The sequence below is a fragment of the Dyadobacter sp. SRI_021 genome, assembly GCF_057586235.1.
The window spans coordinates 1-23453 of the sequence record NZ_JBYCZM010000010.1; the positions used below are offsets into that span (position 1 = coordinate 1).

20 protein-coding genes are annotated in these 23453 nt (G+C 45.4%); 9 read left to right on the top strand and 11 right to left on the bottom strand.

Annotated features, from left to right (window positions below):
* The first annotated feature begins 61 nt into the window (after positions 1-61).
* Together AC2YIT_RS25335 and AC2YIT_RS25340 are read left to right on the top strand one after the other, a co-directional pair.
* Positions 62-2761 carry an RHS repeat domain-containing protein gene (locus AC2YIT_RS25335; RefSeq protein ID WP_487281042.1) on the top strand — a complete coding sequence of 900 codons (2700 nt, stop codon included), beginning with the start codon at positions 62-64 and terminating at the stop codon, positions 2759-2761.
* Positions 2748-3452 carry a hypothetical protein gene (locus AC2YIT_RS25340; RefSeq protein WP_430852007.1) on the top strand — a complete coding sequence of 235 codons (705 nt, stop codon included), beginning with the start codon at positions 2748-2750 and terminating at the stop codon, positions 3450-3452. The genes AC2YIT_RS25335 and AC2YIT_RS25340 overlap by 14 nt, the downstream gene beginning before the upstream one ends.
* 731 nt (positions 3453-4183) lie before the next feature.
* Here AC2YIT_RS25340 and AC2YIT_RS25345 read toward each other — a convergent pair.
* The 7 genes from AC2YIT_RS25345 to AC2YIT_RS25375 all read right to left on the bottom strand — a co-directional run bounded on the left by AC2YIT_RS25345 (position 4184) and on the right by AC2YIT_RS25375 (position 11274).
* Positions 4184-4324 (bottom strand): hypothetical protein, encoded by a 141-nt coding sequence (locus AC2YIT_RS25345; RefSeq protein WP_430852006.1) that lies wholly within the window; start codon positions 4322-4324, stop codon positions 4184-4186.
* Between the two features lie 99 nt (positions 4325-4423).
* A complete protein-coding gene (locus AC2YIT_RS25350; RefSeq protein WP_487281173.1) occupies positions 4424-4624 on the bottom strand; it encodes an integrase core domain-containing protein in 201 nt (66 codons plus the stop codon).
* Between the two features lie 22 nt (positions 4625-4646).
* A complete protein-coding gene (locus tag AC2YIT_RS25355) occupies positions 4647-5654 on the bottom strand; it encodes an IS110 family RNA-guided transposase (RefSeq protein WP_487281043.1) in 1008 nt (335 codons plus the stop codon).
* 227 nt (positions 5655-5881) lie between these two features.
* Entirely contained in the window at positions 5882-6169 is a 288-nt protein-coding gene (locus AC2YIT_RS25360; RefSeq protein WP_487281044.1) for a DDE-type integrase/transposase/recombinase, read from the bottom strand.
* Between the two features lie 209 nt (positions 6170-6378).
* Positions 6379-7020 carry a DUF3885 domain-containing protein gene (locus AC2YIT_RS25365; protein WP_487281045.1) on the bottom strand — a complete coding sequence of 214 codons (642 nt, stop codon included), beginning with the start codon at positions 7018-7020 and terminating at the stop codon, positions 6379-6381.
* A gap of 221 nt (positions 7021-7241) precedes the next feature.
* Positions 7242-7829, bottom strand: a complete 588-nt coding sequence (locus AC2YIT_RS25370) for a DUF416 family protein (RefSeq protein WP_430846425.1) — start codon at positions 7827-7829, stop codon at positions 7242-7244.
* A 661-nt stretch (positions 7830-8490) separates the two neighbouring features.
* Positions 8491-11274, bottom strand: coding sequence for a CshA/CshB family fibrillar adhesin-related protein (locus AC2YIT_RS25375; RefSeq protein ID WP_487281046.1), 2784 nt, complete (start codon positions 11272-11274; stop codon positions 8491-8493).
* Positions 11275-11580: 306 nt separating this feature from the next.
* On the opposite strand from AC2YIT_RS25375, the gene AC2YIT_RS25380 reads away from it, so the two are divergent.
* Positions 11581-12204, top strand: coding sequence for an FEKKY domain-containing protein (locus AC2YIT_RS25380; protein ID WP_487281047.1), 624 nt, complete (start codon positions 11581-11583; stop codon positions 12202-12204).
* 71 nt (positions 12205-12275) lie between these two features.
* Entirely contained in the window at positions 12276-12662 is a 387-nt protein-coding gene (locus AC2YIT_RS25385; RefSeq protein ID WP_487281048.1) for a hypothetical protein, read from the top strand.
* A 521-nt stretch (positions 12663-13183) separates the two neighbouring features.
* Here the strand turns inward: AC2YIT_RS25385 and AC2YIT_RS25390 are convergent.
* Entirely contained in the window at positions 13184-13579 is a 396-nt protein-coding gene (locus AC2YIT_RS25390; protein ID WP_487281049.1) for a hypothetical protein, read from the bottom strand.
* A gap of 183 nt (positions 13580-13762) precedes the next feature.
* Positions 13763-14656: an alpha/beta fold hydrolase gene (locus tag AC2YIT_RS25395; RefSeq protein WP_430846435.1), complete on the bottom strand. Its 894-nt coding sequence runs from the start codon at positions 14654-14656 to the stop codon at positions 13763-13765.
* A 520-nt stretch (positions 14657-15176) separates the two neighbouring features.
* On the opposite strand from AC2YIT_RS25395, the gene AC2YIT_RS25400 reads away from it, so the two are divergent.
* The 5 genes from AC2YIT_RS25400 to AC2YIT_RS25420 all read left to right on the top strand — a co-directional run bounded on the left by AC2YIT_RS25400 (position 15177) and on the right by AC2YIT_RS25420 (position 21655).
* Positions 15177-15563 carry a hypothetical protein gene (locus AC2YIT_RS25400; protein WP_430846437.1) on the top strand — a complete coding sequence of 129 codons (387 nt, stop codon included), beginning with the start codon at positions 15177-15179 and terminating at the stop codon, positions 15561-15563.
* Positions 15564-15805: 242 nt separating this feature from the next.
* Complete coding sequence (locus tag AC2YIT_RS25405; RefSeq protein ID WP_430846439.1) at positions 15806-17248, top strand: FAD-dependent oxidoreductase; 1443 nt, start codon at positions 15806-15808, stop codon at positions 17246-17248.
* A gap of 157 nt (positions 17249-17405) precedes the next feature.
* A complete protein-coding gene (locus AC2YIT_RS25410) occupies positions 17406-18941 on the top strand; it encodes a glycosyltransferase family 39 protein (RefSeq protein WP_487281050.1) in 1536 nt (511 codons plus the stop codon).
* A gap of 331 nt (positions 18942-19272) precedes the next feature.
* Positions 19273-20298, top strand: a complete 1026-nt coding sequence (locus tag AC2YIT_RS25415) for an MBL fold metallo-hydrolase (RefSeq protein ID WP_487281051.1) — start codon at positions 19273-19275, stop codon at positions 20296-20298.
* 676 nt (positions 20299-20974) lie between these two features.
* Positions 20975-21655, top strand: coding sequence for a sensor histidine kinase (locus AC2YIT_RS25420; protein ID WP_487281052.1), 681 nt, complete (start codon positions 20975-20977; stop codon positions 21653-21655).
* Between the two features lie 4 nt (positions 21656-21659).
* Here the strand turns inward: AC2YIT_RS25420 and AC2YIT_RS25425 are convergent, their stop codons facing one another.
* Both AC2YIT_RS25425 and AC2YIT_RS25430 read right to left on the bottom strand, forming a co-directional pair.
* Complete coding sequence (locus tag AC2YIT_RS25425) at positions 21660-22460, bottom strand: helix-turn-helix domain-containing protein (protein ID WP_487281053.1); 801 nt, start codon at positions 22458-22460, stop codon at positions 21660-21662.
* A gap of 26 nt (positions 22461-22486) precedes the next feature.
* Positions 22487-23446, bottom strand: a complete 960-nt coding sequence (locus tag AC2YIT_RS25430; RefSeq protein WP_487281054.1) for an SDR family oxidoreductase — start codon at positions 23444-23446, stop codon at positions 22487-22489.
* Between the last annotated feature and the right edge of the window lie 7 nt (positions 23447-23453).

Sequence of the window (23453 nt, forward strand, 5' to 3'; positions counted from 1 at the left end):
TGTCGGCTCAGACCGACCGGTAATACTGGAATATGGTACCAACATTGCCAACGACGTCCGGTTGTATACCGTTGCGGCAGATAACAGCCTGGTGAATGATAATGTTTATTATGGAGCAGGCCAGTTATCTAAAACCAGCACCACCGATGAAAACGGGAACCTGTCTGTAGAATTCAAAGACAAAAACGGAAGGGTTGTGTGCAAAGCGGTACAGGTGGCCAAAGCTGTGGGAGCTACCGCTGCGGTCTGGCAGAAAACGTATTACGTCTATGACGATCTTTCCCAGCTGAGATTGGTATTGCAGCCAGAATATCAGCGGGAGGCCAACCTGAGCAAATACGCGTTTAAATATACCTACAATGGGCGCGGACTGATGGACAGCAAATATGTTCCAGGTGGCGGTACGACAACAATGACCTACGACAGCCGGGACCGTTTAATCGAAAGCAAGGATGGTAATAACAAAATTACCTACTTTAAATATGACGATCTGAACCGGGTGATCGAAACAGGCGAGAAAGTAGGTACCGAATACCGGGCATTTGCTAAAACGCACTATGACAATTATTCACCTCCTTTTGGGGCAGCTCAAGCATTTGTAGGCAATTATGGTAATGGCTACCCGTCCACTTACCGGTCGGACGTCAAGGGAAAGGTAACCGTAACGGCAACACGCATATTGAATCCGGACGGCACGTACAGTGACCAGACTAGCGGATGGTATTACATCACCAACTATTACGATGATCGTTTTAACTTGATCCAAACAATCAGAGGGCTTTTTGACCTTGGCGGAGACAATCAGAATTATGAACATGTGGTAAGACAACTCCGTTTCGACGGCCGTGTGGAAAAGGAGCTTATCCTGCAAAAGGTGAGTACGGGTGAGCATACAGTTGAAAAACAGTACGAGTACGATCACAGCGACCGATTGTTGAGCATCCGCTACATTGTAAAAAGAGACGGTACTGAGAAGAAGAACATTGTAGTAGCTGCTAGTCGATACAATGGCCTCGGACAGTTGAAGAAGAAGTTTTTGAACTCGACAGATGCTAGCACGTTTCGGGAGCAATTAGATTACAGCTATATTCCAAGAGGCTGGATGAGCAAAGTAACGGGCAAGACCAGCGCCGGGGAGAATTTTGGCGTGGAACTTAAATATGCTAACGCAACAGTCCCGCAATACAATGGCAATATTGGCGACATGCTCTGGAAGCGCGGCGGCGCCTGGGTAGGTTACAAATTTACTTATGACGAAGCAAACCGTTTGACAAAAGGAGAGGGGTTAAACAACGATTACAGCGAAACGGTTTCATCGTATGACTTGAATGGAAATATCAAGGCGTTGCAGCGCAAAAATGGTGCTGCAATCTGGGATAACCTTAGCTATGATTATGTTAACGGCAACCGCCTGAACAAAGTAACCGATACTGGCACGACTGAAGGTTTTAGCAACGGGTCTTCTGGTGATGGCGTGGATTACGACTACGATGGTAACGGAAATGCCATTCGAGACCAAAACCGAGGCATCGGAAACGGGGGCATACGATATAACATTCTGAATCTGATCAGAGAAGTGGATGTCAACGGCCTCACGATGAAGTACCACTACGATGCAGCCGGAACGAAGCTCCGCATGCAGCGAGGAACTGACAACACCAAATACGCCGGAATCTTTGAGTATAATGGTAGTAATTACATCAGCCGTATTGCGACAGAAGAAGGCCAGATCAATATCGCCAATAACGGTGCTAGTGCCAGCGATTATTCATTTGAATACTACCTGAAAGACCATTTAGGGAACGTCCGACAGGTAATTAACGAGTCGGGTATGCTTTTGCAGGAGATGGAATATTTTCCTTTTGGGTTGGCGATTCCTCGTACGGTAGGCACGAATAAGTATCTTTACAATGGGAAGGAGAAGCAGCCTGAAACAGGTCTCTTTGACTATGGCGCTCGACAATATGATCCAGCTATTGGAAGGTGGATGGTGATTGATCCGATGGCGGAGTTAGATCGGAAAGCTAGTTCTTATACATATGTTTTTAACAACCCATTACGGTTTATTGACCCTGATGGTATGTTTGGGGATTATTATGATGCAAATGGAAAATATTTGGGAAATGATGGTATTGACGACAATAAGGTTTACGTTGCGGACTCCAAAAATGAGCGGGGAGGTTTCGACAATGCACAGGAGCTTTCAGTTACTCATAGCGAATTTACAATCTCAGCAAACGTTGTGAAGCACGAATCTTCCGGAGACAAGGATGAGAGTCTTTGGATTGCCCATGCAGCGAATAATGCAAAGGACAATAATGCGATCGACTACAAAAAGAAGAATGAAACATTAAACGACCAATTGACAGATAAAAGTTATTCAACTACTCCTGCTAGTGCGAGAACACAGTTGAGTGATAAGGATGACAGTAATGCGGCTAATAATGCCAGAGCTGCCGTTATTAGTGTATTGTCCGGAAAAGCAGATCCAACCGGTGGAGCAGTGCTCTGGGACGGTTCTGATTTTTTAAAGAAGGGTGGGGCGCATAATAAATTCAAAGAGTATTCAACAGTTACGATTGGTGGCGATGCACTTCAAAAGTATTCGGCTGCGTATAAACGTAGCACCGCTTCGCCAGACTTTTGTGATGCTCTTGCCAACAAATCTTCGTTCGTGTCGACAGGAAAAGGGAAATATTATTCCTTAGAATCAACTGGTGCTGCCGGGAAATCAATATTTTGGAAAATTGGAAAAAAATGACATGATAAAAATTGCTATTTTGATATCTGCTCTGCTCCTAATAAAATTGGGTGGCTATGAAAGCCAGATAAAGACAGATGATCTCCGTTTAGATACACTTTATCATCCGGATTTTGGAGCTTCTGTCGTCGATCGTCAGTGTGTGCGATTTGTGGATGGGTATAAATTAAAATTTGGAATTTTAATTTCAAATTATTATACAATAATGGACAGTTTGAGATTGAATTTGAATGACGATGGACTTGTCGATAATGTGCTAGTATTGTCTCCAAAATCACTTGATGCTATCGAAACGCCATGCAGATTTTCGTTTGACACAAACCCCAAACGAATACTGGTAGAGGTAATAAATGACGGTAATGGAGCGGCGAAAATTAGGGGGGTATACTATAATGTTTTATCGGATACCGGTGGTGTTCTTTCTCATTTTAGTGGGATTTTTCATACCAACAATGGATTTAAGATTGTGCATGAAGCTGGCGCAAATTACTCATGGAGTTATTCTACCGAATTCTCGGTTACAAAAAAACGTCTTGGATTAAAACAAATCTCTAAAATTTGCGCCTTTGGGGATAAAGCAGATAGTTTAAATTATCAATATGATAATATTGATTTAGGCAAAGTGAACATTCCAGACACTTTGGCTAACCAATGTAACTGCGACATCCTCTGGTCAAAATTGGATAAATAATGTGAGGACTTAGCACTCGGGATTCGTTCCTTAGGTGGTTTTTATCGGTTCGGATAGGAAACTATGGAGATTTATCAAATGGGACAGGAAAATTGTTTGAAATTATTGAAGATCTAACTAATGGAACTGGTCTAAAATGGTAACGATCTTAAAAAAATGGATGAGTTAGATAAGATTGATAATTTTATTTACCAAGTCCTTATAGATTTGTTATTTGATATGGTCCCTGAATATCGGGTTGTCTTAAAATTTGAAAATAATTTTCCGGGTGGGATATATTTTCATATGAGTGAATTTGCTTCATTTTTAAGTGGTGAAATAGAAAAAAAATCCTACGAGTACCATTGTAAATAATTCGTTTGCTTTCATAAATAAAGTTGGCGAAAGTAATAACTTGGAGGTTTTAAATATATTAAAAGTTGGAATTCTGGAAATATTGTACACGAGTAAAAATGTGGATAGAAAACTGGTGTCTGACGTTCTAAGCGAAAAACTTCAAAGATATTTTCTCGAGTTTTCGAGAAGTTATTATTGACAAAGTCTTTATTACATAGTTATTTGGGGCCCTTTTTTTATCGCCTTCGATGTCATTTGCTCAATGTACATTAAAGTAAAATGGTGCACTAAGAGGTGTTTTTGGGAAAATCAGGCAGGCTAGTTGCCTAAAATACAAGGCCCTGACAAGCTACATCAAATGCTTGTCAGGGCCTTGTGTTATCCGTCCGGGGAGATTATTGGGCGTATGCCTGCTTGGTTTTAAAATCACGGATGACCCTATCCAGGAAAGTATTGACGACAGAACGCGTCTCGCCTGTCAGCTCCTGGATCACTTCAAACTTACGCAGCAATTCCATGTCTTTTACCGGTGCCACATCGTCTGTCCGGCTTACGGCAATGCTTATTTCTTGGGGTACAGATTGAATGTAAAAAGGTTACCGTGTGGCCTTACCTTAAATAGGACAATGAGGATATTAGACTTTTTTGTTTTCCATTGTCTTCGCGAATACGGCCGGTGCCATCCCGGCAAGGGCTTGATGCGGGTGTAGCCGATTGTAATTATCCATCCATTCGTCCGATAAAATACGAACCGCAGCGGCGGCCGCTTGTTCAAGCGATTCAAACAAATATGCGTCTAATACTGCTTCTCGATACAGTCGGTTAAATCTTTCGATATAGCGGTCCGATTTCTATGGTTTAAACAAGTATAGGTACATAGTTTTTATCATATTTTTCACCTCGGCGAACCACAGCATAGATTCGGTGAATAAGTTTGTTCCGCACAGCATTCAAAATTAGCATCTTGTTCTTGCCTGTCGCGACTTTTCGCTGATAGTAGTTCTGCAATTCGCCTTGAGATCTGATGGTAGCCATGGCAGCTAAGTGTAGCAAGGTTTTGAGTGACTTACGGGCATGCGGGTTAACTCTTGTGCGGCCTCGTACACTACTGCCTGAACGATGTTCGAAGGGGGCTCCCCCCGCATGACAAGCTAACTTTTGGGGCTCACTGATAGTTTTAAATTCGCCCGTTGCTATGATTACTTCTGTCGCAACCACAGTTCCCACCCCCGGTACGGAAGTTAGTAAACCGAAAAGCATTCGCAATTCGCTATCTGTTTTAATAATCTCTTCGATGCTGGCCTCCACTTGTCGTAGGTCAATTTTGAGGGCTTTTAAGGAATTCTGGCAATGTTTTCTCAAAATTGACAGAAGTTCTTTGCCTCCAAATTGATTTTGTTCAGCTAATGGTACAGCTATTTGGTTGATAGCAGATTGTAGTCGCTGACGTAGCTGTGTTAATTCGCAAAGTTGCCTTAGAACCAAGCGTTGGGGGTGCCATAGCCGTAGGCGATCCTGGAACCGGAAGGCGTATTCGGCAATTCGGGCTGCGTCAATTGCGTCCGATTTACCCCGCTGCAAGCCACCAGCCTGCTTGATATGTAACGAAGCTTCCAGCCACAGATTAAACGCCTCCAAATGAAGTGTGTCTAAGACGTGCGCACTGTAAAGCCCAGTATGTTCCAGGCAACATACGCATGTTTCCAGGAAAAACTCCGGCAATGATTTTAGCCTTTTAGCCACTTTACGCACAGCATTTACAGAATTATCTGACTGTACTTGACAGACTAAGCCGTCAAGAGTATATACAGCCCAATCTAATGTAGCCTTTGATACATCGACCCCGATGAAGTAGTGAAATTTCATGAGATTTGGTAGGTTAATGATGGATAGATTGTCTTGTCCTATGCTCAAAACCTTCCTAATGGGTCTCTGGCTACCCTCATTTCTATTCGAGTCTGGGCAAGACTCAAAGCGGGCCCTAAATCGGACCATAGGTCTCTCTCCTAGCCGCCGCGATAGGTAGCCCCGCCCTGATTATTTTCCGATAAGATAAGAAAGGTTAAATATTGAAATCTTACCAGTCCACTAATCTAAAGGCCGCTGTGGCCATTTTGCGTTGGCTTGCCTGGCTGTATAAATTTGGTTTCAATCCCTTTTTCCTCACACCAGATCGTGAAATTTCCGGAAGTGAATTCGGGTCCGTTGTCCGATCTGATTGCAATTGGGAATCCTCTGCTTTCACCAATACGATTCAAAGTCCTAATGATCCGCTTAGCGGAAAGTGAAGTGTCGATTTCTATGGCCAATGCCTCACGAGAACAATCGTCGATAACATTGAATCCGGGCCGCCGGTGCGGTGCGGAACCTGCGGTTGCCAATCATACTATCACTCCATACTTCATTTACCTGGGCAGGCGGTGCTAACGGTTGCCTAATCCGATCGGGTAATCGCCGCTTCCCCTTTCGCTTGCCCCGGGCCACCCGGATAGGAACAAATACGGACCAAGACCTAAGATGCCGGTCGAGGAATTTGTTTGAAATTGGCCCTTTGTGTAAAAGCTAGCGCACGTTCAAGTGGTTAACCAATTCACTCAAATTGTTTGTCAATCCGCTCTCGATCATAGCTAAGTATCAGGTCATTATGTCTTTCATAAATTGACCTCAACGTTTGTCTATCTGCTGCTATAATGTCAAGCCCTCGGTCATCATACATGTGAAGAATGAGTTTCTTCTCGATGTTTAAAAAATAAACTTCTTTGCTTGTCAAAGAACGATTATTGTCAAGCCTTGGCTGTCTAGGAGGAAAGTCCGAGTGTCCTATTGCAGCAAAAATATTCTCGAGGTTTATTCTGTCCGAGGTTAATTTAATAATAGCAACATCAAACTTGTCCTTGGGAGAATAAAGCCCCGTTTCTTTTGAGTAATAAACTTCTGATTTATTGAGGTTGCTAATTTGTTTGAATGTAAAATTCCCAAACCGTATTTTCCTACGCTTGTATTTCCAATCTAACATTACCAAGTACACGTTGTCAGACCTGCTAAATGCGGTTTGAAAAATTATCGAGGCTCTTCTGATAACTTCCTTGAAATATTCGTCAGTGCTCGTGTCACCACTTTGCAAATCAAAACGGAGGCCATGATTCCAGCTATAAAATAGCGGCATTTTAAACCTCAATCCTTTGAAATTGTCATTTAAGAACTGGCGATATTCAGTAGTAGTTGACTTCACCTTTTTTGTTTTTTTTAATACTCTAAGCGATAGATACGAAATTTTCGGTTCCACTCCACCGCTAAAAAGACAATGAGCGACTTTATATCCTCGCACCAGCAGGTGCCTCCCAAGAATTCTGGCGCGGAAGGTTAGCGCGGCATTTTTTATTTGGCGCAGCCTCCATTTTTATGCGAGAGATCGTCGAGCAGGACAACGAAAACGCAAGAATAAAATATAGACTACTCAATAATAGACAGTTGCGGCAGTAAACTATTGATCAACCCATCACTTACAGCATCGAGCTTTAAAATAGCGAGCTGCTTTATTAACAGCTCTTGCCTGGCTTTCTCCCGCAGCATCAAATGATCCGACTCGATTCGAGATTCACACGAGGGATCATTGCTATTAAAATCGTCTCGGACTTGGATAAACATGTCTACTGTATCCCTCGCACATAGAGCAACATTCACGACAGATTCTAGGTCCCGCGTCTTTATGTATTCCAGGGTACTTAAAACTGCAACACCAGCATCCAACGCCTGTGAACAAGCGATATCTGAAAAATCCTCCGTGTCGGGAATTACTAAATCAACAGCGTCAATTAAATCCTGTAGTTGCCGCACAGAGCATGGGCTATCCTCCTTCAGAACCAGAAAAATTTCATCAATTGCGTGCTGGATAACCTGAGGGCTACCCCATCCAAAAGCCGTGACAAAGTTCTCGTAGTTTGGGTAAAGATGGACGCAGGTTATAGCCGCGAAAAGTAACCTTCCTTTCTCGGACAATGAAAGTAGTGCAGTTCTTATGTCCAGTTGAAAACTATCCATGTGATATTTGCAGTGGGTTCCTTTGACTTTGCAAGGCAAAGACTGAACTATACTAAGGGGTTCCCAAAAGCAAGTTATGGGATATCATCGCTATATATTTTATCCTTTGGATCATCTTCGGATCTACCGACCAATAAGGAATTCACAAATCCCTCATCGGATAGATCGGCGTACCACCACCAAAACAAGCTAAAAGAATCGGTTACCGTTTCGGGTACCTATTTTGAAAGAAAATACAAGCAATTGACATATAAGCGCTTTCAGAATAAAAATTGTTCCCAGTGTGATAACCCAGAGTGCCTCAAAGGGTGCTTTTTTCATTCAAAGAACTCATTATTGCGAGTACTTAAAAAGATAAGAATACCATTCCAATCCAATAGGGCTAAACATCTGGTAACCTTTTCGGTAACCTGCCTTGCGTACAACAGTTTGGTTAACCTGGCCTATCAAGCCATAGATGTCCGTACAACGGTGAAACGGCATTAGAGTCAAGTTACTAAACTTAACCGATGGCCTCAATTTTGGGGAGTATTACACTTGGAGCCAACATAACGGTAATTAATGCCGCAACAAAGCGCATTGCCAGTACCTCCTCATTTTGTTTGGGTTCTTTTACTATCGAAGTAATATTAAGAGAATTTCTGTTTTGTTATCTGCTATGTTATCGCACAATGACCAGTTTTTGTCCCGGAAGATTGAGCGCGTTTTTACCGGTGGTTAGCACATAGCTTCCGTTTTCAAGGCTTTCCACACTAATTTTGCCATTGAGGACCTTCGTAGTTAGTTTTAATATCCCATTTAAATCGTACACCCGCACTTCCTCGCCATCCTGTTCGTGCACTTGTACGACGTTGCTGGCCGGGTTCGGGTAAATTTTGAAGTCGCCGACATTGAGCGAAACGTGGCGGATGGCACTCCAGGCGGAGGTGCCGTCCAGATCAACCATTTTCAAGCGGTAGTAATGATCGCCAGCCGCTATATTCGTGTGAATGAAGTCGTAGTGCCGGACTATTGTGCTGTTTCCTGCCGATTCGACCCCGCCGATAGCTAGCCAATTCCGACCTTCTATGCTGTGTTGTATTTCAAAATGGCTACTGGCTGATTCTTCGGTGGTCGACCAGTTCAGTACCACATTACGCTCGGCTATTCTTGCTGTAAAATCGACCAACTTGACGGGGAATGCTGCGTTGGCCGTTACATTGAACGTACCCGGTGTGCTGCTTTTCACCCCGGCGGCATCCAGCAACGAATACGTGAACCCAACCGGATCACCCGGACCACCAGCACCTACCTGGCCGTAAAGGACTAATTTCGCCACATCCAGCGATGCAATGGTGGTATTTGAAGTGCCGGGGATTAACTCCTGCCCGTCGTAAAATAGTTTAGAATTGGGTTTAATGCTTTCTATGACAAAACTTTTGCCTGCATTGCAGCTGCCGGCTGCCACGCAATCTTCCGCGTCGCTACCCGCCAGCGAGCCACCCGAGCTGTAACCGGTCAGCGAGGCACTGTTCAGCGGAATGCCAAGGTAATCGGCGAGCGCAGGCCCACCCGCAGGCGATAGCGACAACGCCTCGTTTGGAACGACGAACGTCTTGCTTTCGGTAACCGGCCGGCGGTTGATCCCAAAATTGATGTTGGTCAGCGGATTATCCAATGTGACATTGATCCCGGCAATATTGGCATTAGGGGTGCCATCGCCGGTAGCCGTCGCGCCTTCACCGGTTGCTACCCAGCCCTGCGGCAATAATGCAGCGCCGGCGTTTTGCGTAAGGTAAGCATGGGCAGTTGTGAGCCGCAATTCATAAGTGCCATTGTATACATTAGGTAATGAGAAATTACCCGACGCGTCCACCGCCGAGAAGGCCCATACTTTTCCATTCGTGCCTACTGCAATAACATTCAGGCCACCTGCGTTGGTACCACCGCCACCTACCGCATTGTCCGTCATCCCATTGGCATCATTGAATACCTTTCCGGTAATCATGTTGGGTTTGGTCAGCCATATGCGGTGATCTTCGGTTTCTCCCTCGCCCAGGATAGCAATGCTTCGTTCGTCTGCTGGCGTGGCCGGGTCATCGGTCAGCGTCGCCGGGTCGGTGTAGGAAATTCTTACACGGGTGTAAGTTTGCCCGGCGCCGTAAGGAATGGACGTCAGGTTCCAGGTAAAATTAAGATCTTGCTGCGCATTATCATCCGTTAGCGTGTTCCAGGCAAATTCCGACGGACTGAAAACGCCATCCTGGTTAAAATCAATCCAGGCCGTGACGTAAGCCGGCGTGGCGGGATCGGGGGATTTTTTGTACGCCTGAACGGTATAGGAAAATGTGGGTGCAACACTGATCGGGAACACCGAAACTTCTTCAATATTCACAGGCCAGATGCCTTCGTCATATCCGGAATACTCGTCAGCAAAACCCCCATAGGTAGGGCCAAACGAATCGGCATCGGCGCCGTACATGCCGGTTCGCAAGTTCTCATAAAATGCCTCAGGAACGGTCCCGGGCTGGATACGGGGCGTGGCCGGTGACGACTGGTTCCAATTAAAGTAGTTAGTAATAGTAGCTGTGTTCCCCACCGGATCGCCTCCCGTGATGACAAATGGCTGCTTGTTAATGGCCATCCCGTAGGTCGGATCGCCGTCACCGGTATCATAGTAAACCATAAAGCCGAGCGCTAACGACGAGCCTGTGGCGCAATTCATTTCTATATTGGCCTGCAAGGGTGCGGCGGCCGAAGCTTCGGTTTTAATCGTATGAAATACCGCCGAATTGTATCCACCCACATGCGCCTTGACGGTTTTATTCGCATTTGTAAACACCGCAGAGGCGAGGTTGGAGCTGTGCGCTATCTCCCAGTCGGTTTGCGATGCCAGCTTCCATGCCGAGCCATTGGTGGTCGCCTGCACATAGTCGTTTATCGCGCCCACCACTTCGTTGCCATCCTCATTTTGCGCGAAAAACATGCTCAAGTCCATTGCTTGGCCGTACAACACTGCATGGGCACTGACCCGGAAATTGACCTTCAACCCCGTGCCAGCCCCAGCAAAATTGGGGGCAAGGCCAATGGGAGGATGTTCGCCCCACAAATCATGATAGTCATATAATGTCTGCGTTCCATCGGTAGCTTTCGTTCCAGGCGTGTAGCCAATGAGTTTGGTATTATCCAGCGTGCCAGGTGCCTGCACCGTGCCCGAAAAGCTGATCTCGTCCAGCACCACCGTCACGATCATATCCCCAAAATTGATGGTGCGTGTGATGCTCTGACCCGCGACCAGCCCGTTGGCCGGCAGAATATCATCCCAGGTAAGCCACGCCAACGTAGGTCTGAACACGCCCGTGCCATATTGCGGCCAGGTGGCTTGCGAAAATGCGTTGTGTATCGGTAGTAAATGCCGCAGGAGCAACATGGCGACCAAAATCCTCCTTAGGTAAAATCTCTTCATGGGTATGTATGTTAGCGATTGTAACAGGTTGCAAAAGTACCACTTCCGCCGATAAAGCATCTTTAAGTAACCGATATTTATCAAGAGGTAACCGTCAGTTATTTTACGAAAAGTTTTCCAATAAACACTCTTCGGATACAGGGCCATTATAGGTCACTGTAAACTAATATCACCTTATTCCAAAGCAATACCTTGCATTTACCAAGCGGGCAGTTTGGATAGTCCTGGTGATCACGTATTGCAACAAATCATTGCACATTACCGGTAAGCTTATATTTTTGAATAACTTTTCAAATTCTCCTGACATTGAAAAAATTGCTGATAATAGATGCGGTGACGATAACGGTGCTTTTTATGGCAGCTGTCGCCCCCAACTATTACCTAAATTATCAAGTGTATGCTAGTGTATTGGATTCACTCTCTGGCTTCGAATGGCTTACCTTTTTAGGTATATTAGCGGCAGGTGCCCTGGTTTCTGCTCTTTTTGCATGTATCAAATTTAAAAACATCCCATTCAAGCGTCGATTTCTAGGAGCCGATGTTTTCTTCAACCTGGCATTTCTCCTTTTCATTTCGTACCACGGGATCTTGGCAATTCTTAAAGCCGAAAGGGAATACGAAGCATTGTTATCTGAGTACAAAATCAAGGCTGAATCCGACATAAAGAATGGGCTTATAGTTTATGAGACCGCCGGATTATCAATATCATCGGGTCTAGTAGAGCAAATAAAGGAGGATAAGATCGACAGCCTAATGAGGACATATGGTATTGAAAGCCGGAATATCGGATGTATGGTGACAGCTCGGTTGCTAAAAGCCCAATCCGAATACGAACAGCTTACGGCGCCATTTCTGGATCGAAGAAACGGCCCTGGATGGAAACATCGGATGGAGTTGCAAATTGAAAATATCAGAAAGGGGAAATTCTAAACTATTCGACTGGAAAGTGTTGAACCAGTTAAAAGCAGAAACACGAGAGCAACTCAAGCGTTTAGACAACGATGGAAAGTTACACCTCTTATTTCTACACCCTTAGGCGGTTACACGACTTTCGTGTAAAATATCAACTTCTTCCACAAGCAGATGAAAGTCCTCGTTATATACTTCAAGGAGCTAGGCTTGATTTTCGCTATGCCAATGATGGCCCCTTGAAGAACTCCCACTACATAATTTGGCCAGAGTTTGAAGATGACGGAGGGTTCACTATTTTAAGTAAATGGTTGCCCATTCAGCCTTCGGGTACTGCCAAGATGTGGATTGTAAACCAAAAATTGCGCGAATATCACCAACTGCATTTGAAGGTTGGGTTGATTGGTTATATGACTAGCGGATCTATCGATATTGCTATTTGTGAGGTAGTCGAATTAATGAATCTTGGTACACTCTGATCTCCCTTACGGTTGTCATTCAATTCGTCTGCAAAGTTGGCTGTGCAAAGAGTTGTACTATAACTACTCGTTTTTGAGCGACTGGTGATTATGACTTTCCGTCTCTATTCTCTGTTCTTACTTGTTCGCAAAACCATGAATAGCCCTTCAACCGCGATCGGCCTGATGTTCATTTGTGCCACAACGGAATCTGGCGGCCGGGCACTCCGAAGTCGTTGGCTGGTCGGCTTTAAAATGTCCGCTCCTATAATTTGCAAAGAGATCAACAGATTGGAGCAACTTATAAGCTTCCCCGCATTTGTAAGTTAACCCTTTGCCAAGGCAAAAAGTCAGGAATATACTTTTGGACTTCACGCTGAATGTAGTAAAAGCCTCTTTTTTAACGAGTCAAAATGAGTGCTAAAAAGCGTTTTCGGTGGTTATCAAAAGTTTCACAAGCCAATTATACCTCAGATGAATTTGGTTGGGAAAGTGACGATGAGCCGGACATCTCCAGGCAGGTCTATTTAGGTTTAGTGTAATCAGCCCTTTCGACGATCTATCATCTTTTCAAAAAGAGCGACAAATTGTTCGCATGCCTTTTTATCGCGTAGTTCAATTGCCCAATAGGCATGCCGAAAAGCCGGATCGCTTGTTTTTGTTACAGCCGTTCCATTTTGAAGGAAAAATTTGACCTGATATTTTCCTCCATCTTTCTCATAGCGTACCAGCGTCGTTTCTGCCAGAGGGATTAAATATTCGTCGATTTGTAATACTTGGTTTCCTGCCATCAGCTGAACAGCGGGATGTTTATCTGGGTTAGCTTGAGCCAGCAAGGCCTGAAGATCTGTCACTTCTTTTGGGGCTTTGCTCTGTTGCGAGTGAACACTACCGCATAAAAGGTAGGTAACGAGGAAAGTAAGTGTAATTTGTTTCACGTTGAATCAGAAAGATTAGAGTTTCGACTGTAAGATGTCAAAAGGTGAATTAAGGTTGCATCATGGTTCGAAGACGACTTTTCTTCCTTTGCGTGCACCAAAAACTAAAAGACCTCCCGGTTTAGTTTAAATGAAATCTTTCGCACGTTCAAACCTTGTTACTACAAGTGGTCTTATTGTGTTTCAATTCCCCCCGGATTTGTCCCGGGCACTTTGTGCAGCTACAAAATCCGTTATGAGCTTCGATACATCATCAAAATGTGTGTCCAGCACATCGTGTCCCCCGTCTAAAATATGGATTTGAGCGTCAGGTAAGTTGTGTTTATAGCTCGCTACCTCCTTCACTGAAAAAAACATTTCGTATTTTCCCCAGATAACAAGCGCCGGGGGCTGGTAATTGCGCAAATATTCCTGGTAAGCAGGGAACATTTCCAGATGAGTTTTGAAATCGCAATTTAGTTCAAACTGCTTTTCAATGTTACCCGGTCTTTTCAAAAACGCCCAGTCAAGCATCCATAGTTCCGGGCTGACCCTGGTTAATACGTCTGGGGGAAGTCCTCCAAAGTATTGATTTTTGATACCTTCCTCACTTAGGAATTGAATGAGCTTTTCCTTTTTTTCTGGGGTCGGGTTGTACCAGTAATCGATATACTCGTCCCATTCCGGCCCCATTCCTTCCCGATGTGCGTTGCCACTCTGAACAATTATTCCGGCAATCTTTTCGGGGTGGCTCATGCATAGCTGCAGCCCAATCGGTGCGCCATAATCATGGAGATAGATAAAGAACCTTTTCAGATCTATGACTTCTGTAAATTTGTTGATTAATGCCGAGATGCCTCCAAATGTATAGTCAAAATCATCTGGTATGGGAAATTGACTGAAACCAAAACCCGGATAGTCCGGAGCGACGAGATGATATCTATCAGACATAGTAATCATCAAATTTTTAAAAGCTACCGATGACGTGGGAAATCCATGCAGTAGCAATAGAGCTGGACTCCCCTTTTCTCCAGCTTCCCGATAGAAAACGTCAATTCCGTCGATTGAAATAGTTCGATTGTGAATTTGTCTTGACATTGCTTTTGAATTTGTTTAATGATGGGGGACATGGCGCAACAAACTTCGAAGGTCAATTTTCGTACAGTACAACCTGGAAGTTCAAGCGGTTCGATACTTTTCGCATTTTCTGCATACAGCTCCTTAAGAGCTTGGGTAAATTGTCCTCTCCGGCAATAATCTGCCAGGCGGGTTGCAATTTGGTCGACGGTCATATCTATTTGAGATTAGCGATAGCGATGGGGAGTCGAGTAAAAAATTTCATTCTCAAATCGATGAGCAATAAGTGTTCCTCAACGATGATATTTGTCAACATTTACATTTACTCCTGTCAGGAAGAACTGACAGCTCAACACCTTAGAAATGGATGCCGAAACAGGCCGCAAAGCCATTTCGGGTCGCCTAACCTACGCTATTGAACGGTTCCCTCCGCGTTTGGCACTTATCAAGCGTAAAATGCCACGCTTCGGCAAATAAAACTTCGCCCGCCGCTGTATCCCGGACTAGTTTTGAACTATCAAAAATAGAAATTTAAAAAGTCATGAAAACATTCAAACACACAACCTTCGGTGCAAAACTATTTGTAATGGCGGCAGCCCTTTTGATCTCCTGTAAGGACGACGAGGAAAAATCGGCCCCGGAACCGATGGGATCTTTGGTTTCCTATACGACCATCAGCTCTACGAAGTTTGATCGTATAGATATTACCGTCAGCGGTGAAGTCAAGGCAGTGCTGAGCGGGACGTCATTCCTGAAACCGGCATGCGGGACACCGGCCTCAAAGTCGGTCAGCAACATTGCGCTGCCGGCCGGCACCCACATGATCGGCGCGAAGCAGTATAAAGACGGGAAGGTGGTTGGGAGTTGGTCGGAAGCACCGACAAAGATCACCGCCGGCGACTGCAAGAAGATTGCCTGGAACGAATAACCCTGCAAGAGGACATGAAAAATGTCTGGTTTCTGCTTGCGGCGATATGCCTGGCCTTGCATGGGTACGGCCACGCACCGCAAGTTTTGCATCAGGTATTAATTCATCAATGGCACATCGACCGGCATTTACGGCGAATTTTAAAGGTTAAGAACCATCCTGATTTTCCTCGTCATTGAAGTGGCGCTGTTTACCCGATTGGGGGAAGTCGTTAAAGCTTTTTTGTTTTCAATATTCCAATTATGCGTACAGTAGCCATTATTGGTGCCGGACCGGCGGGGCTTACCGCCGCTTATGAACTTGCAAAGCGCAATTACAAAGTCGAGATATTTGAAGCTCAGGATAAAGTTGGCGGCATGTGCCGGACCATAACGCTCTGGGGATGCCGCGTGGACTTGGGACCTCACCGGTTTTTCAGTAGCGACAAACGGATCAATGAACTTTGGTTGGAGCTTGCTGGCAATGACTATCGGATGGTGAACCGGCAAACGAGGATATTCTACAAAAGCCGGTTCTTTCACTACCCGCTCAAACCTGTGAATGCGCTAAAAAACCTGGGGATGGTTGAGGCATTGCGCTGTCTGCTGAGCTATTGTTTTCAAAAGGCAGCTCCGGTTCCTTTGAAAGGTGATTTTGAGAGCTGGGTCGTTAACAGGTTTGGCAGAAGACTGTTCTCTATCTTCTTTAAGAATTATTCTGAAAAGCTATGGGGAATTAAGTGTAACGAGCTTGACGCCGATTTTGCTACCCAGCGGATTAAGAAACTCTCACTGTATGAGGCAATCAAAAATGGCTTCACGGGCAACAGTGGCCGGCACAAAACCCTGGTAGACCAATTTGCCTACCCGGTACAAGGAACAGGGATGATCTATGAGCGTATGGGAGAATACGTTCAGGGGCGGGGCGGTTGTATTTTCTTAGGCACTAAAGTCAAGCGGGTAATGGTAGAAAATCATGTTGCCTGTGGTATCGAACTTGAAAATGGCTGTGTAAGGTACTACGATGCCATCGTAAGCACGATGCCCTTGACAACGCTTGCCCGCAATCTGGAAGGCACACCTGCGAATGTGCGCGAAAGTTTACGCACACTCACGTTCCGGAACACGGTGCTGGTGTACCTGCTGGTCGACGGCAAGGACTTGTTCGATGATCAATGGCTATATATCCATTCGCCGGGCCTGAGTGTAGGGAGAATTACCAATTTCCGGAACTGGTTGCCGGATTTGTACGGCAATTCGGAGAAGACAATCCTGGCGTTGGAGCTGTGGTGCAATGCAGACGATCCGATGTGGCATGCTACGGAGGAAAGCCTGGTCGAAATCGCGAAATCCGATCTGGCTAAAACAGGGCTGGGTAAGGGGCTGCCGATCATCGATGGAGCGGTTTACCGGATCCCTAAATGTTACCCGGTATATTCCAAAGGATATATGGAAGCGCTTCTTCCGGTCCAACAATATTTCTCCCGGATAGCTAACTTGTATCCCATCGGAAGGTATGGTGCATTCAAGTATAACAACCAGGATCATAGCATCCTGATGGGGATGCTGGCAGCACAAAAAATTGATGGAGATGAAAGCATCGACCTTTGGGGTGTCAATACTGATTACGAGAACTATCAGGAAAGTGCACTAATAACAGAGACAGGACTAAAAATCACCACGAATGCCGACTCCATCGCTTCGTGATTATCTTACTTGACTTGCCATGCTCGATTTTGACGAATGGTTGACCAATTACACCTGGACCGGGTTTATCCTGGTCTTAGTAGCGGTAGGCTTTTACTACAAGGCTTCGGTACCGGATAGGGTTACCCGTCTGCCTTCAAACGTATATTGGGCTGGTTTGCTTTTAGGGCTTCTCTTGTTGATGAGGCTTCCTTTTATTGCTTACAATCGCGAACTGGACGTTGACGAAAGTCAGATGCTGGCGCAGGCGATGAGCTTAAAGCAGTTGGGGGGATACTGGCAGTTTGTGGACGGCTTGACTCAAGGGCCGCTCACGAGCTATGCCCTGATTATTCCTTCGTGGCTGGGATTGCCGTTCGACTACACTTCTGGCAGGCTCTTGGGGGCACTCTTGCTTTTTCTGACTTTGCTGGCTATTTTTTTTACGCTCAGGAATCTGTTCCGAAAGACAGCCGCTTTGATGGTTTTTACGCCTGTTGCGTGTTTCTTCTTATTGAGTCAGGGAGTGTTTTCGACACTTTACAACGAGTATTTGGTCATGTTCCTGTTGGCATTATGCTTCTGGCAGTTTTCAGCTGTTCACCGCCAAACCCAACCACGGTCTTATCAACTGTTACTGCTCGGTTTCTTGGCGGGCATGGTGCCGTTCGCCAAATTGCAGGGTGTCCCTACGGCGCTTTTGATTGTGATTTTTACTGTGATTCTCATCGTGAAACGCAGCCAATATAAAATCAGACATCTAGCTTGTCTGGTCGGTGCAGGCATACTTTTTCCGGCGATTGTGTTGGTACAGATCATTCGCTATGACGTGCTGGACTATTTCTGGCAGTTCTATATGCTTGGCAACATGGAGTATTCCGGCGGCGGCTCCATTTGGGACAAAGCATTGCGGTATCCCGGGTTTCTGCGTCAATCGGGGCAATTCTTTTATCTCTTTATTTGTAACGCGTTACTGATCGTTGGTGCGGCGGCAAAATTGATATGGCCAGGCGGGCGACACGGGGTATCGCGGCTGATTTTCTGGTTCGGATTGTTGCATGTAATCATCGGTTTTTTCGTGGTCATCAAACCGGGTTATCTGTTCCCGCACTACCAATTGTTTTTAATTATTCCCCTGGCGGTATTGGCCGGGACGATGGTAGAGAGGGTGGCCGGATCGCCTTCATGGAGCAGCCTTCAAAAAAACGCAATGGTATCGGCCTGGTTGCTGACATGTTTCGCTCCGCACTTTGTCTCGAAATGGGCGTCAACGACGAGCCGGTCTTCGGGATCGGTAACCAGAATCAGCACAACCGACCTTGGAAAACCGCTTGTGATGTCGCCTGTCGGAAATACCATTCTGCGGTTTTCACGGCCCGGGGAGCTGCTTACCATATGGGGATGGCACCCGGCGTATCATCTGGAAACGAGGTTGTCTCAAGCCACAGCCGATGTAATCCCTTTTCGGGTTCTGACGCCTGGTCCCAGGCAGCAAAGTCACTTGCAAAGGTATTTACGGGATTTGGAGAAAAACATGCCGGTAGTTTTCGTCGACCAGATTACCACTGGTTCGTTCTGGTTCAACGATCCCGCTCAATTTGGGCATGCCCGGATACCGGGCCTTTCCAGCTTTATTTCAAAACACTACCATCAAGTAGCTACCATCCATGGTGAAACGATATATGTCCTGAAAGAGAGGCTTTCCGCTCGCTAGCTGTTTCCGGGGAAAACAATAAACTTTGCAGCGATTGCTGAATTTTGCCTTCCCTGTCAGGCCAGCGAAACATTGGGTCATGAAATAACTGCTTTATCGAGTTCATGCGCCGAGAACATCCGGGACTTTTTGCTAAAGACGTATCTACGAAATATCGTCGGGTACGATATCAACTGACGAAATATAGAAGCGACGCCAGGGATGTGTTCTATTTAAGTCGTTAATAATCAATTACTATAAAGATTGGCTTGGTTTCTTTGGATCATGTGAGCATGTACTTGGATTAATTATCCAGCATCAATATGACCTTCAATTACCAAACTGATAATTTATGGCATCTTCACCTACTTACCGTACAATTCTGATTACCCTGTTGATTGCATTGTTTTCCCCTTGGCGGGGGAATGCGCAAATGCCAATGCCGCCTAAAATCCCGATCTGGGATGCCAATCAAATCACATTACGGCTGCAAAAAGTCGCTGAGAATATTTATGCAGTTGTTCCCAGCACGGCCGGATCAGAAACCACACTAGGTATTCCGCAGGCGACTACGGCTGGTTTTGTTGTTGGTAGTAACGGGGTATTACTCATTGAAACCATGATCAATAAGCGTCTATATGGCCAATTAATCAAATTGCTTCGATCAGTTACCTCAAAACCAATTATATACGCAGTCAATACCAGCGACCACGGAGACCACTGCTTCGGAAATTACCTGCTGCCCGAGCAGACCATCGTCATTCAAAACGAGTTTTGTCACAACAATCTGACAGGAAATTATGAGGCTATCAAGCAATTCATGATAACACTTTTTGGTGCCGGTCGCGGTATTGAAGAAAGCGTTCACCGACCGGCAAATCTGGTCGTACCGCTCGACCAGCATATGAAGATTGACATGGGAGGTGGTACAACGGTCGAGTTAATTAACGTAGGCACTGCCCAGTCACCGGCCGACCTTTTCGTGAGAGTGAGACGACCGGATCGCACGGTCTGGTGGGTTGGCAATCCGTTCATTGCTGAGAGTCCCACAATTCCATGGTTGTTTGACGGCTATTTCCTCGATCCGGTGTCGAACCTAAAACAGATATACGATATGATTGGAGAAGATGACGTCGTGGTGCCCGGCCATGGAAGAATAACTGACAAAGACGGTATTCGATTTACAATTGACTACGTGTTGGCCTTGCAAGACAAGGTCACAAGGGCCGTTGAATCTGGTCTTTCCCTTGTTCAGACCCAAGAAACGGTTACTATGGAAGAATTCAATAAGGGATACCAACTTTTCAACTGGCTTCATTTTAACTTTAATGTCCCTAATGCGTATAAAGATATCAGTAACCAAAAATTAAGGAGGTAATCCTGCGATGGTTTCATTGCCGCTGGCCTGAATTATGAAATGAGCAAAGGGAATTGACAACGAACACCTGGCTAGCGTCAATTACCGTCGATGGCGTCTTGCTTACCTTTGCCTGGTAGTCATAACCGTGTTCATCAAACATCTCACTGGCATCTTGACCGGCATTTGCGAGCGGCAACACCACTTTTTCATTGACCTTCCCGCCTTCATTTCCATATCGGCATACCGGTCGAATTTGAATCCGGCCTGGTTTGCAAATTATTGTCCAATTACCTTAACAATACGATGATGAAAACAATATCCTACCGCTACATTTTTTTCCTGCTAGTTGTCACATTTATCCATTTAAACCCAATTGCCATGGCACAGGAAAGACCTTTGAATCCAATTGCTCATGTCGATGCGGTCCAAATTGCATTGCTGCAAGCTGGCGCGGTTATCAGGCAAAGTCTCTCAAAGTGATTAAAAGAACCGTACTATTTTTTTTGCGTATATATAATTGCGTTATTAATCGAGATTTGTAAAATGAAAATTACGAAATTGTCCTGGGCTGGCCTGATGATAGAGACGGGGGATATGACACTTTATATCGATTATCGCAGCGGTAATAATTCTTTTGATGCTGGTGCTTTCGCTATTTAGCAGGTGGAAAATAAGCAGGGCGTTCAGCCGTAGCATGGAGGAAAAAAATAGCAAACTCGAAATTTTATTGAAGGAAAAGGAATGGTTGATAAGGGAGGTTCACCACAGGGTAAAAAACAACCTGCAAATGATTGTCAGTTTGATAGATTCACAAGCCTCCTATTTAAATAATGGTGCGCTGGATGCAGTGCTGGATAGTAAACATCGGATTGAAGCGATGTCCTTAATTCATCAGAAGCTTTATCTGTCCGAGGATGTGACCACCGTCAATATGCGTTGGTATATCAACGAGCTAATCACTTATTTAAAGGACTGCATCGGTTCGAATCAAAGCATAACGTTTACCTCTGATTTGGAAGAAATTTACCTGGATGTTTCAAACGCGGTTCCGATCGGGTTAATTTTGAATGAAGCAATTACCAATTCGATCAAACACGCGTTTCCTGATAACGAACCGGGTTGTATCCGTGTGGCCTTCGGCGGCGAAGAGGAAAACGTGAATCTGGTTGTTTCTGACAATGGTATCGGCCTCAGCCCGGATTTCGATACCCGCCGCGCCGGCTCGCTGGGTATGAACCTCATGTACGGCCTTGCGACAGAGGTAAATGGAGATTTGACCATTGATGGCGCCAATGGTACGACCGTGTCAATTTCCTTTGTATTGCCAAAGGTACTGCAGCCTTTTTCTTCGTCTGTTGTTGCGGGTAATGACTAGATACCTATGCCTGCCGCATTTGCGGCATCACTTCCGACGGAGCACGGCCGAACTCCTTCTTGAAAACAAATGAGAAGTGAGATAGGTCTTCGAATCCGACTTCCAGATATACTTCGCTCGGCTTGCGATTCTGCCGGTTAATTTGAAAATATGCCTCTTCCAGGCGTTTCTTTTTGAGCCAGCTTCCCGGGTTTGTGCCAAAGGTTTTTTGGAAATCACGCTTGAAAGATGACAAGCTTCGACCGGTCAGGAAAGCAAACCGTTCCAGGCTGATATTGAACCGGAAATTATGGTTCATAAAAGTTGTCAGATCAATTTTGGCAGGGTTGGCGAAATTGAAAAAGATATTGGCCATATCCGGATCTGTCTTTAATATAATTGTCAGTAGTTCTTCTCGCTTGATGTCGGCAAATGCTTCATCGATGTGAGAATCCCCTGTATAATAGGGTTCGAGCGATTGGATATAGTGTTCAATCAGTTTGTTCTGCGGAAGAAAAAGGAATGAATCAACGGTACTTGAGGGATGTGTCTGAACGGGGTGCCGCTCCAAAAATGCCCTTAAAAACGGCTCGTCAAACGTAATGATAATCTTCTCAAATTGATCATCAACCTTATACTTGGTGTAGCGAACCAGATGGTTTTTCCTGGCGATGCAGTAATCGCCAGGAACCATGTGATAATACTTGTTGCCGTCAAATGCCTTCATTGACCCTTTCAGCAGATATAGAAAAAAGTGCTCGGGGATGAATTGCTCCGGTGATATTTCCGGGCCGAGGTGACAGGATTGAATGTTGTTTATTTTCAATGTCTCAGCTTTTGATACCTGCAAATTTACCGATTAAATAGCGAATCAATACTCGCCAGTATAGCTTCTTCCCGGGATCTGGGGTGCCAGTCGAGCATTGTTACAGCTTTTTGATTTGACATCTGAACATAATGCTCCTTTTCGGTAGGCTTCATATCGGCAACATTGGTAGCAAGCGCCGGCCGGTGCTGTTTGATAAATTGTGCTACATCGTAAAAGCTCATGGCGCCATCGGAAGTCGCAAGAAAGCGTTGTCCTTTTGCCTTCGGGTGCAGCATTGCCGTGATGTGAAGGTCTGCCGCATCCCGGACATCTACCACGCCAAATGTATGTGCCGGACTTTCGGTGATGGTGCCGCTAATTATCCCTTTGATGACCGTGTCCAGCGAGGCAGAAGAAATCTCTCCCAGTACGGGGCCGAAAATTCCAACAGGATTTATTACAGTTAGTTCCATATCCCTGCCCTCGTTTTCGATAAAGAGCCAGGCAGCCTTTTCGGCGATGGTTTTTGATTTAATATAGGGCATGATCGGCGCGCGCTCGTCGGTCCAATCCTCTTCGGTGAAAATGTGATTTTGGGGATCTTTACTGTAACCGATTGCCGCAAATGAAGATGTAAGCACAACCCTTTTTACACCAGCGTCCCTGGCTGCTTTCAACACGCGTAAGGACCCGTCCCTTGCTGGTATGATCAGTTCGTTTTCATCTTTCGGTTGCTCGGCCGGAAACGGAGAGGCTATGTGCAATACATAATCACAATTTCGCATTGCCTCATTCCAACCCTTGTCGGCGCTCAGATTTGCCTCGTAAAAGGACAAATTGTCGAATTCAGTAATCCCACCTTCTTTCAACGCCTGGATGATGCTCTCTCCTCGGGTAAGGGAACGCATGGTGGTTTTCACGTTATATCCTTGCCGAAGCAAACGCAAGATCGTATGAACGGCCAGAAAACCGGTTCCGCCCGTCACTAATACTGTTTTGTTCATGTCCTGA